The 16,556-nt window shown below is 36.4% G+C and carries 13 protein-coding genes and 1 other annotated feature; all 13 genes read right to left on the bottom strand.

What is annotated here, in order from left to right; genetic code table 11:
* Positions 1-291: 291 nt before the first annotated feature.
* The 13 genes from IGJ90_RS10245 to IGJ90_RS10305 all read right to left on the bottom strand — a co-directional run bounded on the left by IGJ90_RS10245 (position 292) and on the right by IGJ90_RS10305 (position 16,380).
* Positions 292-1,092 carry a phosphatidate cytidylyltransferase gene (locus IGJ90_RS10245; RefSeq protein ID WP_002359680.1) on the bottom strand — a complete coding sequence of 267 codons (801 nt, stop codon included), beginning with the start codon at positions 1,090-1,092 and terminating at the stop codon, positions 292-294.
* The gene (locus tag IGJ90_RS10250) at positions 1,089-1,904 is read right to left on the bottom strand and encodes an isoprenyl transferase (protein WP_002356646.1); all 816 of its coding nucleotides are present in this window, start codon (positions 1,902-1,904) and stop codon (positions 1,089-1,091) included. Before IGJ90_RS10250 ends, IGJ90_RS10245 begins: the two co-directional genes overlap by 4 nt.
* A 347-nt stretch (positions 1,905-2,251) precedes the next feature.
* On the bottom strand, positions 2,252-3,070 hold the full coding sequence (locus IGJ90_RS10255) for a MetQ/NlpA family ABC transporter substrate-binding protein (RefSeq protein ID WP_002359679.1): 819 nt from the start codon (positions 3,068-3,070) through the stop codon (positions 2,252-2,254).
* Between the two features lie 14 nt (positions 3,071-3,084).
* Entirely contained in the window at positions 3,085-3,771 is a 687-nt protein-coding gene (locus tag IGJ90_RS10260; protein ID WP_002356640.1) for a methionine ABC transporter permease, read from the bottom strand.
* A complete protein-coding gene (locus tag IGJ90_RS10265) occupies positions 3,764-4,801 on the bottom strand; it encodes a methionine ABC transporter ATP-binding protein (RefSeq protein ID WP_002356639.1) in 1,038 nt (345 codons plus the stop codon). Before IGJ90_RS10265 ends, IGJ90_RS10260 begins: the two co-directional genes overlap by 8 nt.
* A gap of 114 nt (positions 4,802-4,915) precedes the next feature.
* Positions 4,916-5,163: a binding site (T-box leader), on the bottom strand.
* Between the two features lie 53 nt (positions 5,164-5,216).
* A complete protein-coding gene (locus IGJ90_RS10270; protein WP_011109554.1) occupies positions 5,217-5,531 on the bottom strand; it encodes a glycine cleavage system protein H in 315 nt (104 codons plus the stop codon).
* A 5-nt stretch (positions 5,532-5,536) separates the two neighbouring features.
* Positions 5,537-5,896 carry an arsenate reductase family protein gene (locus IGJ90_RS10275; RefSeq protein ID WP_002367106.1) on the bottom strand — a complete coding sequence of 120 codons (360 nt, stop codon included), beginning with the start codon at positions 5,894-5,896 and terminating at the stop codon, positions 5,537-5,539.
* Between the two features lie 24 nt (positions 5,897-5,920).
* Positions 5,921-7,108: an FtsW/RodA/SpoVE family cell cycle protein gene (locus IGJ90_RS10280; protein WP_002367107.1), complete on the bottom strand. Its 1,188-nt coding sequence runs from the start codon at positions 7,106-7,108 to the stop codon at positions 5,921-5,923.
* Positions 7,109-7,351: 243 nt separating this feature from the next.
* Entirely contained in the window at positions 7,352-8,788 is a 1,437-nt protein-coding gene (locus IGJ90_RS10285) for a helix-turn-helix domain-containing protein (RefSeq protein ID WP_002367108.1), read from the bottom strand.
* The gene (locus tag IGJ90_RS10290; RefSeq protein ID WP_002356634.1) at positions 8,789-9,490 is read right to left on the bottom strand and encodes a bacterial Ig-like domain-containing protein; all 702 of its coding nucleotides are present in this window, start codon (positions 9,488-9,490) and stop codon (positions 8,789-8,791) included.
* Positions 9,491-9,688: 198 nt separating this feature from the next.
* On the bottom strand, positions 9,689-14,209 hold the full coding sequence (locus tag IGJ90_RS10295; RefSeq protein ID WP_438768070.1) for a bacterial Ig-like domain-containing protein: 4,521 nt from the start codon (positions 14,207-14,209) through the stop codon (positions 9,689-9,691).
* Positions 14,210-14,384: 175 nt separating this feature from the next.
* The gene (locus IGJ90_RS10300) at positions 14,385-15,716 is read right to left on the bottom strand and encodes a hypothetical protein (protein ID WP_002367110.1); all 1,332 of its coding nucleotides are present in this window, start codon (positions 15,714-15,716) and stop codon (positions 14,385-14,387) included.
* 112 nt (positions 15,717-15,828) lie between these two features.
* Positions 15,829-16,380: a helix-turn-helix domain-containing protein gene (locus IGJ90_RS10305; protein WP_002362234.1), complete on the bottom strand. Its 552-nt coding sequence runs from the start codon at positions 16,378-16,380 to the stop codon at positions 15,829-15,831.
* Between the last annotated feature and the right edge of the window lie 176 nt (positions 16,381-16,556).

Genomic DNA, 16,556 nt, shown 5'->3' on the forward strand with positions numbered 1-16,556 from the left:
AATTTATCTATGCTAAACGTCAATGGCTTTATTGAAATAAACATTCCAGTGTTATTCGATTGTTATAATTTAATTTTTAACAATCGAATAACACTGGAATGTTCAGATATTTAACATCCGATCACCTATTTAATTTTTTAGAAACTTTAGCCATCTTTATACAATTACTCTTATAAATTAAATAACTCACAAGGTACCTAAACTAACCCAATAAACAGCAAAAATCCAGAAGAGTCTCTCTTCTGGATTTTTGCTTATTTGACGATACTTTTTTAAATTTTGTTAATCAATTTAAAATAATCCACATAAGTGCATAATTGGGAAAACAAATAATAAACTATCAAAACGATCTAAAATACCACCATGTCCTGGCAAGATGTTACCAGAGTCTTTCACGCCATAATGACGTTTGATAGAAGATTCAACCAAATCACCGAATTGCCCTACTATAGAAAATAGAACCGTCAATACAAGCATCACCGGCATTGGATAAGGAAATAGCCCTTTATTAGCTGTGAAAACTAAAAACAACGCTGCTACAACCACGGCTGATAAAATACCACCAAGTGCACCTTCTATTGTCTTGTTGGGTGAAACATCTGGCATCAATTTATGACGACCAAATCGTCGTCCAAATAGATATGCACCAATATCCGTTGCCCAGACAATGAATAAAGCAAATAACAAGACTTCAAAACCTGCGGAACGGGCACTAATAAAGTTCTGGAACCCCATCCCTACATATAAACTGACAATAACTGGAAAGCCAGCTTCTTCAATCGTATATGTATTTTTAGAAATCACCGAAGCACCTAACAACAACATTACAGTGACATAAAATAAAATGAAATTTGTTTGCATTTCCGGCAAAAAGTTTAACCACTTAATTGTTGGGATAACTAAAAAAACGGCCCCTAATGCTGATAAAACACCTTCAAAACTTAATAACGTTAATCCTTTCATACGGAATAACTCGTACACGCCGACTACTGCCAAAGCAACAGCGGCAATCTCAATTGCAAAACCACCATACCAGATAATTGGAATAAAGATGATTAATGCGACGATAGCTGTGATGACACGTTGTCTCACTGCGGATCGCTCCCTTCTGTTTCTGTAGTTTCTTTTAGACCTCCAAAACGACGATTACGATTTTGGAAAGAAGCAATCGCGGTTTCTAAAGTGTCCCCTGAAAAATCAGGCCATAATGCTTTTGTAAAAAACAACTCGCTATAAGCAATTTGCCATAGCAAGAAATTACTAATTCTCTCTTCCCCACTTGTTCGAATCAACAATTCTGGATCACGAAGTTCCGTGGGTAAAAAGCCAGTCATTAAGTGATCTGCGATCGTTTCTTCTGTAATCTCATCTGCCGTATATGTTTTTTCTGAAACCTCTGCAGCAATCTGTTTCATGGCAGTTAGTAGCTCCGCACGCGCCCCATAATTTAAAGCAAAGTTCAAAACCATGCCCGTATTGTCCTTGGTTTGCTCAATGGCCCGCTTAACAGCATCTTGCGTATGGCTTGGTAGAAACTCTTGGTAGCCCATTACATTGACTTTAACATTTTCCTTAATTAATTCAGGCACGAATGTATCAAAAAAATCAACAGGCAATTGCATTAAGAAATTGACTTCATCTGTTGGTCTCTTCCAATTTTCCGTTGAAAATGCATAAAGTGTTAAAACTTTAACGCCTAAATGACTAGCATGCTTCGTTATTTTTTTGACCGTATCCATGCCTTCTTTATGTCCAGCAATTCTCGGCAGTCTTCGATTCTGTGCCCACCGGCCATTTCCGTCCATAATAATGGCAATGTGCTGCGGAATTTGGCCTTCTTTATCAAAGGCGTACTGGCTTGCTTCTTCTACATATTTATTTTTTTGCGGAAAAAAACGTAACATCTTTTTCCCTCCATTCCAAAAAATCTATCTTAATTATTATAACAATAACTAATGCAAATGCCTATGCATAGTCCCTGAATTTTCCTGATAATTAAGAAATTCCTTGTAACTTTATCATTTATGGTCCTTTTTTAAAAGAAAAAAACTTAGACTTGGCAGGTAAATCAACATGATGTATCTGCCTAGCCCTAAAATTTTAAATAAACAACGGGACAGGAGCAGCTTCTTCGGAAATAAGTTGAACGTCCTTGAGAGACAAAAAGCATCTTTCAGAACTTTCTTCTTATTTCTTGAAGCTTAACACGCCTGTCCCGACCTCAAGTTTTTATCGTATTGTCTTTTTCTCTTTATTCATTGACTGGAACAATGGCACCGTTCCATTTTTTCGTAATCCAATCTTGAACTTCTTTGCTACGTAACACTTTGACTAATTTTTTTACATTTTCGTTGTTTTCGTCTTCTTTACGAACCGCAATAATATTGGCATAAGGTGAACTTTCTTTTTCTAAGGCAATCGCATCTTTTTTCGGATTTAATCCTTGATCCACGGCAAAGTTTGAGTTAATTAAAACCGCAGCCCCTTCTTCATTGTCATAAAGAGTGGTCATGATTGCTGGATCACTTTCATGATTGAATTTCAATTTTTTAGTATTTTTATCAATATCATCGAAAGTAGCAGTTGTCCGGTCTACCCCTTCTTTCAGCGTGATTAAACCAGCATCTTCTAAAATCGTTAAAACACGTGGCCAATCTGAAACGGAAGAGCTAACGTAAATCGTTGAACCATCAGGAATTTCTTGTAACGATTTGTATTTTTTCGAGTAAAGCCCAACTGGTTCTAAATGAATCGCACCTGCATTCACAAAGTCATAATCATTTTCTTTAACCGCTTCATTAAAGAACGGCACATGTTGGAAATAGTTGGCATCGATATCGCCACTTTCCAACGCCTTGTTAGGTAGCACGTAATCTGTATAAGTCGTCACTTCTAGTTTTACGCCTTCTTTTTCTAATAAAGGTTTTACATGTTCTAAAATCTCTGCATGTGGAACTGGTGAAGCTCCAACTTTCAAGACCGAGTCATCACTCTTTTTATTGCCGCAAGCCCCTAAAACTAAGACAGCTACTGCTACAGTAATTACTGACCATAATGTACGTTTTTTCATCTTATTCCCTCCATTTATCGTTTATCTATTTTTTTAGCGACTGTATCCCCAAGCCATTGAATCGCAAAGACAATAATTAAGATACAAATCGTTGCTACTAAGGTAACTGTATTTTGACCACGTTGGAAGCCATCTTGATACGCCAAACTTCCTAAACCGCCCGCTCCAATAGCAGCTGCCATTGCAGTATAGCCCACTAAGGAAATGGTTGTAACGGTTAAGCCAGAAACAAGCGCTGGCAGACTTTCTGGTAATAGAACTTTCCAAATTATTTGGAAACGATTGGCCCCCATTGCTTTGGCTGCTTCAATCACGCCTTTATCGACTTCACGAAAAGCGATTTCGACCATGCGAGCATAAAAAGGTGCTGCGGAAATAATCAATGCTGGTAAGGAGCCTTTGACACCAGACATACTCCCTAAAATAATTTTTGTAAAAGGAATTAACAGAACGATTAAGATAATAAACGGAATCGAACGGAAAATATTTACAAAAATGGCCACTAGCCAATACAGTAATCGGCTCAAAATCCCTTTTCTGCCTGACGTTTCAAAAAGTAGTAGTCCTAAAATCAGCCCTAAAATCGCGACCACTATGATTGAAATCCCTGTCATATAGAGTGTTTCAATCGTTTTTTCTTGTAGTTTACTTATATCAATTTGGGAAAAATCAAAGAAACTTGCTAAGCCACGATTATTCATTTCCAATCACCTCTGTTTCTACACGAAGTTTACGCAATCCTTCAATGGCTGCTAGAATATTTTGCTCTTCGCCTAATAATTGAATATAAAGAGAACCCACTGCGCCTTGTTTCGTTTGCTGAATGTTCCCTTGAATAATGCTGACTTCTACTTGATATTCTTGGACAATATGCGAGATAATTGGCAATTTCGCTTGTTCACCATGGAAAAGCAGGCGAACAATTTTCCCATTCGGATATTGTTCCAACATTTCTTCAACAACCAGTTCCGTTTCTTCAATGTTTTTATCCGCTTCTTGTTGGATAAAGCGTTTCGCAATTTCTGTTTGAGGCTTTTTGAAAATATCGATTACTTTACCTTCTTCAACAATTTCACCATATTCCATCACGGCTACGCGATTACAAATTTTACGAATCACGTGCATTTCGTGGGTAATTAATACAACCGTTAAATTTAATTCTTGGTTGATTTTTAGTAGTAATTCTAGCACTTCATCGGTTGTCTGCGGATCCAAAGCACTTGTTGCTTCATCACAAAGCAAAATGTCAGGATTGTTAGCTAAGGCACGGGCAATCCCCACTCGTTGCTTTTGTCCACCAGAGAGTTGACTTGGGTAGGCGGTTTCCCGTCCTTCTAAACCAACCAACTTGATTAACTCTTCTGCGCGGCTTTTCCGATTTTGTTTTGGAACGCCAGCAATTTCCAATGGGAGCATGATATTTTCTAGGACCGTCCGTGACCATAATAAATTAAAATGTTGAAAGATCATCCCAATTTTTTTACGGAAGTTTCGTAGTTCTTTATTTGGCAACAATGCAATATCTTGTCCTTGAATTTCTACTTCACCTTCTGTAGGTGTTTCAAGCCCATTCAATAGGCGAACCAACGTACTTTTTCCTGCACCTGAATAGCCAATAATGCCATAAATATCACCTGATTCAACCGTTAAATCAATATCTTTTAAAGCCGTGACTTTACCCGCTTTACCGGAAAACTCTTTTTTTACATGACGTAATTCAATTAATGCCATTTTGTTCTCCTCTTCTTTCTGTTCTACTTTCTTATTTTGAAGGTTTCGCACTTTTTATGAAACGAATTTGCTTAATAAAAACAAAAAAAACTTCCATCCTTTTGCTATTACAGCAAAAAGGACGAAAGTTTGTCATTTCGTGATACCACCTTAATTCGCTATTATTTCTCAATAATAACCTCATACGGTACTTGATTCTTCGCATACCGTTGGCTGTAACGGGCGCCCCGTAGTAAGTTCACTGCTTCGCTCACTTACTCTGCTCAAAGACCATCTTCCATCTTAAATCTGTTACCCATTCTCAGCAAACAGGGCTCTCTTCAAACGTCCTTAACATGTACTCTTCTTTTCAAAGCTTTCTTTTGATTAGATTGAGAAAATTATAGCAATAAACATTGGCCTTGTCAACGTAAGACTAAAGATTTTCAAATTCTGTTGGTTCAACATCTGCTAAAACAGCAATCCAGGCATTTTCTTCATCTAATGCACTTGGCTCTTGATCAGCCGCTTCATTAATCGCAACTACCTTACCAGATAATGGACTACTGAATTCACTGACTGCTTTTTCTGCTTCTAATTCAATTAAAGAATCACCTTTAGCTAATGTTTGTCCGACTTTTGGAAATGTTGCAAAAGTAATCTTCCCTAAATCCTCTTGGGCTTCGGCGGTTAAACCAATTTTATAACCTGCTTCTGTTGGTAAGATCCATAATTGATCGATTTGTTTCATTTCACTCATTTTCCAAGCACTCCTTCGTAATCTGCTTCTTTAAAACCATTCGTTAGAAATGTATTGTCTTTTAAGAGAATTGGACGCTTAATCAACATGCCCTCCGCAGCTAAGCGCTGACTTGCTTCTTCAATAGAAAAACTGTCAACCAGATCTTTTAAGCCTTGTTCTCTATATAAAACCCCACTTGTGTTAAAAAAACGACGAACAGGCAAGCCGGTTTCTTTCATCCATTTTGCTAGTTGTTCACTACTAGGCGGTGTTGCTTTAATATCAATTGCTTGGTATTTAACGCCTTGTTGATCTAACCACGCTTTCGCTTTTTTACAAGTTGAGCATTTAGGATATTCATAAAGTGTGTACATTTCTACCCCTTCTTTCTTCTTTCTTTAACGACCACTTCTGGTACGAACCGTTTCTTGTTGGTAACGCATGGACATAATTAAGCCCACCCCAATCATGTTACCTAAAATGGAAGAACCACCTTGACTAATAAACGGTAATGGAATCCCAGTTAATGGTAGTAAACCAATATTCGCTCCAATGTTTTCAAAAACATGGAACAAAATCATCATGATAATTCCTGTGGCAATGTAGGCATAGAATTCATTATTTGTATCAAAACAAACGCGAATCATGCGGTAGATTAAAATAAAATACAACAAAATAATGAAACAGCCACCAATAAAGCCAAAGTTTTCACCAACAACTGTAAAAATCATATCTGACTCACGAACAGGGACATACACATCACTCACGTTAAAGCCTTTTCCGAAAAGGCCCCCAGAACCAATTGCTGTTAATGCTAGCGCTGGTTGGAATGAGCGATCTGGATCTGTATGGAAAGGATTTAGCCATAAATCAATCCGATCAAATTGATAAGCTTTAATGCCAATTTTAGACAATAAGTCTCTTCCTGTTTCTGTTGTTACCAAGTAGATGGTTCCAGCTCCGACTAGAGCAGCTATGATAAAGGCGGGCACAATAATTTTCCAAGTAATGCCAGACATTAAGAAAACTCCCCCAAAAATGGCTAAGAAAACTAACATCGTCCCGAAGTCTTTTTGTAAAAGTACTAAAACAATTACCGGAATCGCCACTAATAGCATTTTAGCGATTAGCCAAAAGTCGCTTTTGAGTGTTCGGTCCACATATTTAACATTATGCATGGTCACTATATAGGCCAACATCAAAATAAACGCAATCTTCATCAATTCCGATGGTTGGAATGTGGTGCCACCAAAGCGAATCCAGTTTTTAGAACCTGTTTGCTCTGCTAGCACGGGGTCATAGAATTTCAGTAGTAATCCCATTAAGACTAATCCAAGTGCATAAAAAACGGGCGTTAACCGCCAGAGTAATTTTGAGCTAAAATGCATAATAATGACAATACTTAATCCTCCGACTAAATACCACAGTCCTTGTTTCATTAACAAACTACCAATTTTAGGTTTGCTTGGATCATTGTAAAGCGCTACGTAAAGCGATAGCATACCAATTAGTGATAAAAGAAAAACTGGTAATATCACGCCGTAATCAATTCGACTATCTAAATTTGTTTTCTCTTTTCTATTCATTCGTCATCCCTTTTCCTTTGTTCATACGTTTTTTATTATATCTTTCTCACAGAAGAAAAGAAAGGAATTCTACTATATTTGAGAAAAACTTTAGAGAATTGGTCCTTCACTAGCAATTTTTTCTTTTTCTTCAATCCTATTTTGCTTTTATTTAAAATTTTTTACATCAGTGATAATGAGAAAGTTTACTATAAACAGTCAGTAACAAAAAACAGTCGCAACTAAAACACGTTGCGACTGTTTTTATTCGCTTTTTCTTTGTTTCGTTTGTTGTAGCTCTTTATTAATTCGGACAATTTCGTTGCCAAAATTTTGCCAGTCACTGGCTCGCGGGGGCGCTAGCCAAATTAAACATTTTACTGAAAATAACGTTTTTGGTAAATAATCCGAAACTACTAAATCCGTATCTGGTCGAATCGCTGAATGAAAGTGAATGCTGAAAGATTCGAATATTTTGATTTGTTCTTTGATAAACTGAGTATATTTTTCTCCTTGCGTAAAATTCACATAAAGATTGATCGTGCTTTTTTCATTCCTTTGGTCATAAAGACGGGATAACACTAATAGCAAATCAAAAAATAAAGAAAGCTTACTAAACTCAAACGCCGAGCAGTCCAACGCAAATAAAAACTGACGACAGCTATCAAAAACAATTGGGTAGCGTTCCTGAAAAAATTCTAAATCCATAATTCGTAAGGTGATATCGATGAACGGCGTAATAAAACGATGTTGATAAATAATCGGAACAATTTCTTGATAAAATTCTTCGTCCGAAATTGTAAACGGCATATAAGAAAAGAATAATGTTTTCGTAGCCGTAATTGCCTCATTGTGAGAACTCAGCAAATGTTCCGAAATAAGTTCACTTTGATAGACCGATAAATTGCCGATAATTCCTTGAATTTCTGCGTTTTTCTCTGCATGAGTCGCCTTCATCACTTCGTTGATCCAACATTGAATTTCTTGATAAATCGAACTTTCTTCGTCAAAAACGAATGGATTTTCTTCTTGGGATAAAAAATAATTAGCTTTTCTCTGCGTTCGTTCTAACGCCACCAATACATAATGTTTAAATAAATGAAAATTAGTGATATTTTCATAAGAGCCTTTCAATTGAGCCAATAATTGGTTCACTGCGCGAAGATCTGTTTGATTATATAATTCTTCAGAATCTTTGTAAATTCGGTAATAAAGCATAGTAAAATATTGTCTAATCGCCATTTCATTGCCGCTAAGTTGTAAATTTTTGGATAACTTGATACCGTATTGACCTAATTCTTTCCGGATATGGTCAACAATTTTGTACACAACCGTTCGACTCATCCCGTGCTTTTCACCGTATTTTTTGATTGAGGTAAACTGATGAAAGAAAATCGTTTTTAATAGATTAAATTCTAACGAGTCTTTTAAATAATATTCTTCAATAATACTTGAAGAAATACGAAGGCTTTGAGATAACAAAATTTCATTATTTTTTTCACTGATTTCCATCTCATTAATCAGACCAAAGCGTTGCAAATCTGCATTGATTTCTGTTATGTTCCGTTCTAGCAAATAAGGAGAAATAGCTAATTGCTTACATAAACGATCTTTTCGTTCAGAAAATGAATATTGTTGCTCTAACTTTCTAATAATCGCTAATTTTAAATTTTCCCGATCATCTAATAACAAGAATTCCATTTAAACTCTCCTTGTTCCATACAAAAGTGAGCCTGACAGGAAGCTTAAAGTGGTGCCAAATTGAGAGGACCCACTTGCCGCTCCTCCAGTAATTTCCACTGGGGCTATCGTATCTATTTTTTTCAACAACTCATCATTTAACAGCACCTTTTTATTTACTCGTTCCTGTTCAATTTTATTTTTCTTTTTCTCCTGTTTTGTTTGTTGCTCCTTGTCCTGTCTCGAGGCAATAATTGGTCTTTCTGGGCCAATCATTGCTTGACTATAAGGAAGCTCTGCAAGCATATTCCCCTCTGCAGCAAAATTAGTAGGGTTGACATACACCTTCGCAATAGAAAGGTATGACTCGTAACGGAAGGTTACAAAATAAAGGCCTACTTTTTGAGTATTTACATTATTTTCTATAATTACATTTTCTAAATTTAAAGGGCGACCCTCTTTATCTTTTAGAAAAACGACATTGTCTAAGGGTGACCATGCTTGATTAACTCCTAAAAACGTGTCTTTTAATTTAAGTTCCGTTTGATTTTCTTTGACCGTAATGGTTGCTGTTTCAATTTTGCCATCCACTTCATAAGTCACGGTGTATTTGCCTGGTGTTGTCGCTTCGTTTGCATAGCTATTCACTGAAGCAATCAACATTCCTGAAGAAAGAAATAAGGCTGTGCCGATACTACCATAATAAATAGTTCGCTGGTTCATCTCGTTTATTATTCCTCCAAACTATTTCATAAAAATAACTATCTTAACAGAAAAACCTGCTAATAGGTGTTCTTAAAATAAAAGTCACTTGTAAAACTTCCTATTTTCCAAGGAAACAGCTACCCTCATTCATGCACTTATTCATCTTTTAAGCGTGGAACAAAAGTTACTTTAAACTTTTGCCCCACGCTCATTTAATTATTTTCGTTTCTTCTTGATGACTATACCACTAATAATCACAATAAGTAACACAACAAGTCCTAGCACACGATATAGACCATTAGTTTGTTCTCCCGTTTTTGGATAACGTCCTTGCTTGTCAGGTTTCACAATATGTGTGACATACTGACTACTTTTTATCGTGGTTTGATTCGTTGAGGAACTAGTCTGGTTGTTCTCATTTTTATCTGGTAGTGGTGTAGGATTACGATCAATCACATGAACAGTTGCTACTGTCGTCAATTGACGAGGTGTTTCGTTTGAAAACATTGCGAAAAGTCGTGACTGCACAGCTGGTTTGGTTTCATTAACTGGCTCAGTGGTATAGGAAATCTGGTACTCTCCTGTTTTCTTTGTATCAACTTCCCCTTTTACTTGAACCTTATCAAAGGATATAGCATGACCGTCACGATCTGTCGCTGAAACGAAATTATCTTCTGGTTTCCACGAATCACCAACATAAATCGTTGTATCTTTAACCTCTAACTTAGATTGGTCGGGTTTGACGGTCACATGGGCTGTTTCTTCTTTACCTTCGTAACTGTATACGATTGGATAAACGCCTGGTTTGCTAGTATCAACTTGACCTGAAACAGTGATTTTTTCGAATGGGACATCTTGACCTGTTTTATCTGTTGCTGAAACAAAGTTCTCTTCTGGTTTCCATGAATCGCCGACATAAATCGTTGTATCCTTGACTTGTAAACGACTATCATCACGGACATGAACGATTGCTTTCGCTTCTTTTGTGCCATTTTTATAGACAATTTCATAATCGCCTATTTTATCGACATTCACTGTTCCCTGAACGTCAATTTTTTCAAACGGAACGTCTTGGCCTGTTTTGTCTGTTGCGGAAACAAAGTTCTCTTCTGGTTTCCATGAATCGCCGACATAAATCGTTGTATCCTTGACTTGTAAGCGACTGTCATCACGAACATGAACGATTGCTTTCGCTTCTTTTGTGCCATTTTTATAGACAATTTCATAATCGCCTATTTTATCGACATTCACTGTTCCCTGAACGTCAATTTTTTCAAACGGAACGTCTTGGCCTGTTTTGTCTGTTGCTGAAACGAAATTATCTTCTGGTTTCCATTTATCACCAACATAAATCGTTGTATCTTTAACCTCTAACTTAGATTGATCGGGTTTGACAGTCACATTAGCTGTTTCTTCTTTACCTTCGTAACTGTAAACGATTGGATAAACGCCTGCTTTGCTAGTGTCAACTTGACCTGAAACAGTGATTTTTTCGAATGGGACATCTTGACCTGTTTTATCTGTCGCTGAAACAAAGTTCTCTTCTGGTTTCCATGAATCGCCGACATAAATCGTTGAATCTTTGACTTGTAAACGACTGTGATCAATTGTTTTCGTTAATGGAATTTTTAGTTGGTTGTCTCCTTTGACCAGCTTAATGGCTTTGCCTGTCAAATACTCTTCATCCACGGAATATTCCTGCGGTACATTCGTTACTCGCAAAGTATAATCACCTGTCATGATGGCATCAAAGGAGTATTGACCTTTTTCATCTGTTGTAAATTCGGTTGCTGTATGCGTGACATTATCAATTAGTTCAAAAGAAACCTTCGCAATTGCTTGGTTTTCATCCTCTACGTTATGCGTGTAGAATGTGGCAGTTGCTAAATAAACAATGCCTTCCGCATCACCTTCTGAGAATTTCAATGTGATTGGCGCAGTGGCGACTTTTTTCTTGCTAGCAGACATCTGGTTCAATGTTTCAGAGTCGATTGTTGTTTCTGTATAGATTTGGCCAGCGTTTGCAGAGACAGTATTGTATTCAATCGTAATGTTTTCTGTCAATGTATAGTCTTTAAAAATAATTTTCGCACCGTTTGTAGTCTTCTCTAATGAATAAGCATCTTCTGGCACACCTTTCACGGTAATAGAATTCAAATCGATTTGAGCATTGGTTGTGCCTTTGGGTGTTAATTCAATCGTTGGATTTTTCACACGATGTGTTTTATTATCAATATTTTTTGTTGTTACTGTCGTTTTTGTTACATTTTTTAATGTTGGATTCGCCGCTTGTGTTGCACTCAAAATGTCTAACGCTTCATTTTGAACAGAAACCGTAGCAGACCCTTCATTATTATTCGATTGTGGTTCTTTAGCTGTCCCTGTTATATAAAGAGTTGGCACGTCGATCCAGCCATTGGCATTTTTATACTCAATAATGTAACGTTTATTGGTTTTTCCAAAATCAAACGTGTAACTATTGGTATTTTCGTCAAAAGTAATCGTTGGGTATCCAGGACTGTCTGGTGACATTGGTTTATCAAAATAATAGCCACGATCCCAGTATTGTGGATAAATTGAATCTACCTGATCGTTTGAAACATCATAAATGTCAAAAAGAACATCGGCACCAGCTGGAATTTTTGTACGGACGCTTAGTGAGTCAAAAGAATCATTTCGTGCATTGACAAGGAATTGATTTTTACTACTTTGAAGTGTTCGTTCAGAACCACGCTTACTATTAGTAGTTACTGTCGTATCAACTGGAGTTAAACCTTCAGCACTCATTGTTATGGGTATCGTATCGACTGGGATACTTTTATCTTTTGGCAAACTATCTGGCACATAATTAAAACCTATTGGAATTTGGATTTCGTTGGTTATTGGCGTAGTGAACTTAATAACTGAACCATCTGACGTTGGCGTTACTGTATAATCCGTTCCTAACTTGTAATAAAAATAAATTTCTTTTGTAGCTCGTAATGAAAGATAATTAGGATGCTTTACTTTAATTTCTAAATTTTGAATCGGTTTCTCTTTGCTTCCCATAACTGAGACAGTTGTTCTTGATGAATAGGCACCATTTTGATCATAATTACCCCAAGCAGTTTCAGCATTCAAAGGATTAACAACACTAATTGGTTCAATATATTGATCGGATACTAATTGAATGGCTTTATTAGGACCAATTACAGGTGTACTTAATGATAGATTAATGTCCTTCTTGTCAAAATCCATTGTTAAATCAGAAATATTTATTCTTAAATAGCTATCTTTTGTGGCCGTTAAAGTGAGCTTGCCACCTTCAGTTTTAATATCAAAATAGTCTTCCAATTTTACATTTTCATATAAAGGACCATACGCCGTAAATTTAGGATTCTTAATTTCTTGACCGTTTGTACTCTCTAATACGATTTGTTGACCCACTTTTGTTTCTGTTAACGTGCCATAAATTGTTACATAATATTTCCCTTTGCTTTGAAAACTGATATAGGACATACTACGCATTTCACGATCAGCAATTACTTTACTTGTTTGACTCGTCTTAGCAGTAAAATCGGTTGTTTGTTTAGTTCCTGTCGTACTTTTCAAAGAAATTGACCCAATTTTTGTTGTTGGATACTGCTGCGAATATAAGTAGTTATAGTCCGAAGCACTCTCTAAATAAATTGTCCGATTAATCGATAAGGAATAGGCTTTTTGTTGATTCATGTTTGGAACAGTTACAGCAATCCGCCCGAGTGAATTATCGCTTAATGTATAATCTTTGCCAGGTGTTAACAAGGTTTGCGTTTCTGGTAAAATTTGACCATTAATATCGACATCGTAACTGAAAACTTGAGGTTCCAAGTTATCTTGTTTTCCAAAGACAGCGCCTGGCGTCTCTGTTGTTAATAATTCTAATGTTTGATTGCCAGTTAATGTCCGGTCTAAATTATAAAAAATTTCGCCATCTAACCCCGTGGTTCTGGTTCGTTCTTTATATTGAATTGGTTCCACTTGTTCATATAAATCAAACGAGTAAGTTTTTTTATTTTTTCCTGGAGTTTCAATTTTGATTAATGGTTCCGCCTCTGTTGTTAGATAACTTTTTAGTTCTACTTTAAAGGAAGTATCTGAAACTCGTTGATTAAACGTAATACTTAATGTTTTGGTTGCCGCATCGACTGCCCAAGTTGCGCCAATGCCCGTCACATCTCCGCTAACAGTTGAATAACCTAAATGTTCTGGTAATTGAACTGTATAAACTGATCCAGGTGCATAACCTGTGTTTCCAACAGCAAATTGGAACGTAGCGGTTACCGGTGTTGTATTTAATTCGCGGTGAACCTCTGTTTGGCTGTATTCTGTTCCACCAATCGGCGCAAGACTCATACTGTCAAGTAGTTCATCTGTAATTGGCGCTTGAACATCTGGTAGGGCTTTTTCATTAAGTGAGGTGTCCTTTTCCTCCGTTGTTTGTTGTTCAGATGGTGTAGCAGCATCACTGGAAGCTGTTGTGCTCGCCTCTGTGGTTTGCGATTCAGTTGTTGCAGTTGGTTGATTCATTTCTGAAGTATTCGTTGTTGCTAAAGGTAAAGCTGGTGTTGTGCTCGATAACTCTGCCTCTTTTTTTGCTGTATCAGTGGTCTCTGTTTGTGCTTCTGTCGTTGTTACAGCATAGGCATTTACGGCAAACCCGAAATTTTGTGCGAGAAGTATACTCAACATCACAAAAGAAAAAGTTTTTTTCTTCATACTAATCCCCTTTCAATAAAATTCATATAACCTAATAATAGCTTGTTAAAAATGAAACAATTGATTAATTTTTTTTGAATCTTCGAAAAAAAAAAACAGCTTTTCATAAAAAAATACTTGGAAAATCAGCCACAATCACTGTTTTTCCAAGTATTTTTTTATGAATATTTGTAAATTATCGTTTCTTTTGGCGAAAAACGACCACGAAATAAACTGCAATAAACAATAACACTAAGAGCGAGTTACTATTTTTAATGAAAGTTAAAAATTGACTTGTTTGCATTGAAATGCCTTTGCCACCAGTCAATTCTAATAAAAATTGTGTCGTGCCACCTTTGCCTACTACAGTGACTAACATAAGCGCCATCAAAATAAATTGATGGAATAAACTCCCTTTTGTTTGTGTTGTATATTTGATAAGGATGCGGCTATCTTTTGGCAAATCTGTCTCTTGATAATATCGCCTAGCTAAAAAGCTATTCAATGTGCTTTTGAAAAAACTCAAGAGAAACAGGCCTAAAATAGTCCACGAGGTAAGAAGTAATATTCCCAAACTTCCCGCCAGACCAATCATTGGTATGTTGTTTGACCACTGTTTCGTTTTACTAGCTGCAATCATTGCAAAAATCATCCCTAAAACATAAGGTAAATAGAGATAGATGCCCATATGAGCTCTGCCATAAACCCCTGCAACATAAATGGAACCAAATAAAAATAAATAGTTCCCGACAATCCCGTTAATCAAGGTCGCAAGATTCATTTCTAATGATACTTTATACGCACCGCGTTTGCCATAATGACTAACGAAAAGGACAGCCACCACAAAGAAACAGCAGGCGCCAACAATCGCGTAATCAAATTCCACCGCATTCGTTAATAAGCGACCACTTCTTAATAAAAGTAATAACACAAAAAAGATAACAAACAGAATTAATTCTTTTCGTGAAACTTCTGCTGATTCTTCTTCTAGCTCGTTTAATGAAACAGGATAGCTCTTGATTGCTACTAAAGCAACCAGAAAATAGAGCGCGTACACCAATAACGCCAGTCCAATCTCAGTCGCTTTAAAAAATAAAGCGCCAAATAAAACAGCGGTCAATAAGACTGTCGTTAAAAGATTGCTGTGACTAATTTTTTGACCTTCTTCTTTCAAGAAAAAGCGAATTGTTTGATTACTTGGTGGCAACAACGCCCCACTAAGTCCTAATAACATTCCTGAAATACTATAAAGTGGGAAAGAAAAAGCGCCGGCAATCCCAATTAAGGAGCCTGCCAAGCCTAACAATAGAGAAATCTTTAGTAGACCTAGACTAGTTAAAGACAAATTAATTCCTCGAACCAGAAAAATGCCTGTCATACGCAATGTATAAAATAAGACAAATGGTAAAATTGTTAAAAGGTTGTGTCCATCACTCAATTGAATGTAAAGTAAATAAGGCACAACAATAATCGTATTACTTAGCAAACTTAATGCTGTATTACCAAGACTTTCAATTTTTTTATTCATTTTGACCTCTTCTTTTATCTTTCATTTTCTATTATTTTTAGGGTAGCATTGTTTACTTTTTTTGTCCATAAAATAACAGATGCAGCAATTTCCTAATGTTTATTTTCCACTGTTACGTATAATAGTTAATGACGACAGCTTGGACTTTCTCTGTTCCATCATTTATATACGTGTGTACTTGATTAGCATCAAAATACATAGCGGCGTCTTTTGGAAGAAGGTATCTCTGACCGCCCACTTCAAGAGCTAATGCTCCTTGAATAACCATGACATATTCTGTCGAACGTTTTGAATGCCCAACAGCTTGATACTTTTTCCCTGGATCTAATTCAAACTGAAAGAGTTCAAAGTTTCTTTCCTGGTTGTCCGAGTAGTAATTAAAGACTCGATAGGAGTGATCTTCAGAATGTTGTGTTACCGTCTCAGTTTTTTTTACCACGGGATTTTCTTTAACATAGTCATCTTCTAATAAATACGTATACGGAACATTGAGTCCATTACTTATTTTCCAAATTGTATTTATGGTAGGATTGGTGGTTCCTTTTTCAATCTGCGAAAGCATCCCTTTACTCACTCCGGTTATCCCAGCTAATTCATCTAACGTAAGTTTTTTTTCTTGTCTAATTTTTTTTAAATTATTGCCAATAATTGTATTAATCTCCAAAATAGTTGCTCCTTCTGCTTCTTTTTATCATCCAAAAGTTTAATATATTGAACAAAAGTATTCTTTATTGTATTATACAATATATATCTTAGTTGTTCAAAAGGAGTGGTTAATAATGAAAACGCTCATTCGCTCGTTGTGTCTTATTATCGAAGGTCTAGATTTTCAGACACACG

The organism is Enterococcus sp. AZ129 (assembly GCF_051714505.1).
GTDB classification, from domain to species: Bacteria; Bacillota; Bacilli; order Lactobacillales; family Enterococcaceae; genus Enterococcus; species Enterococcus faecalis.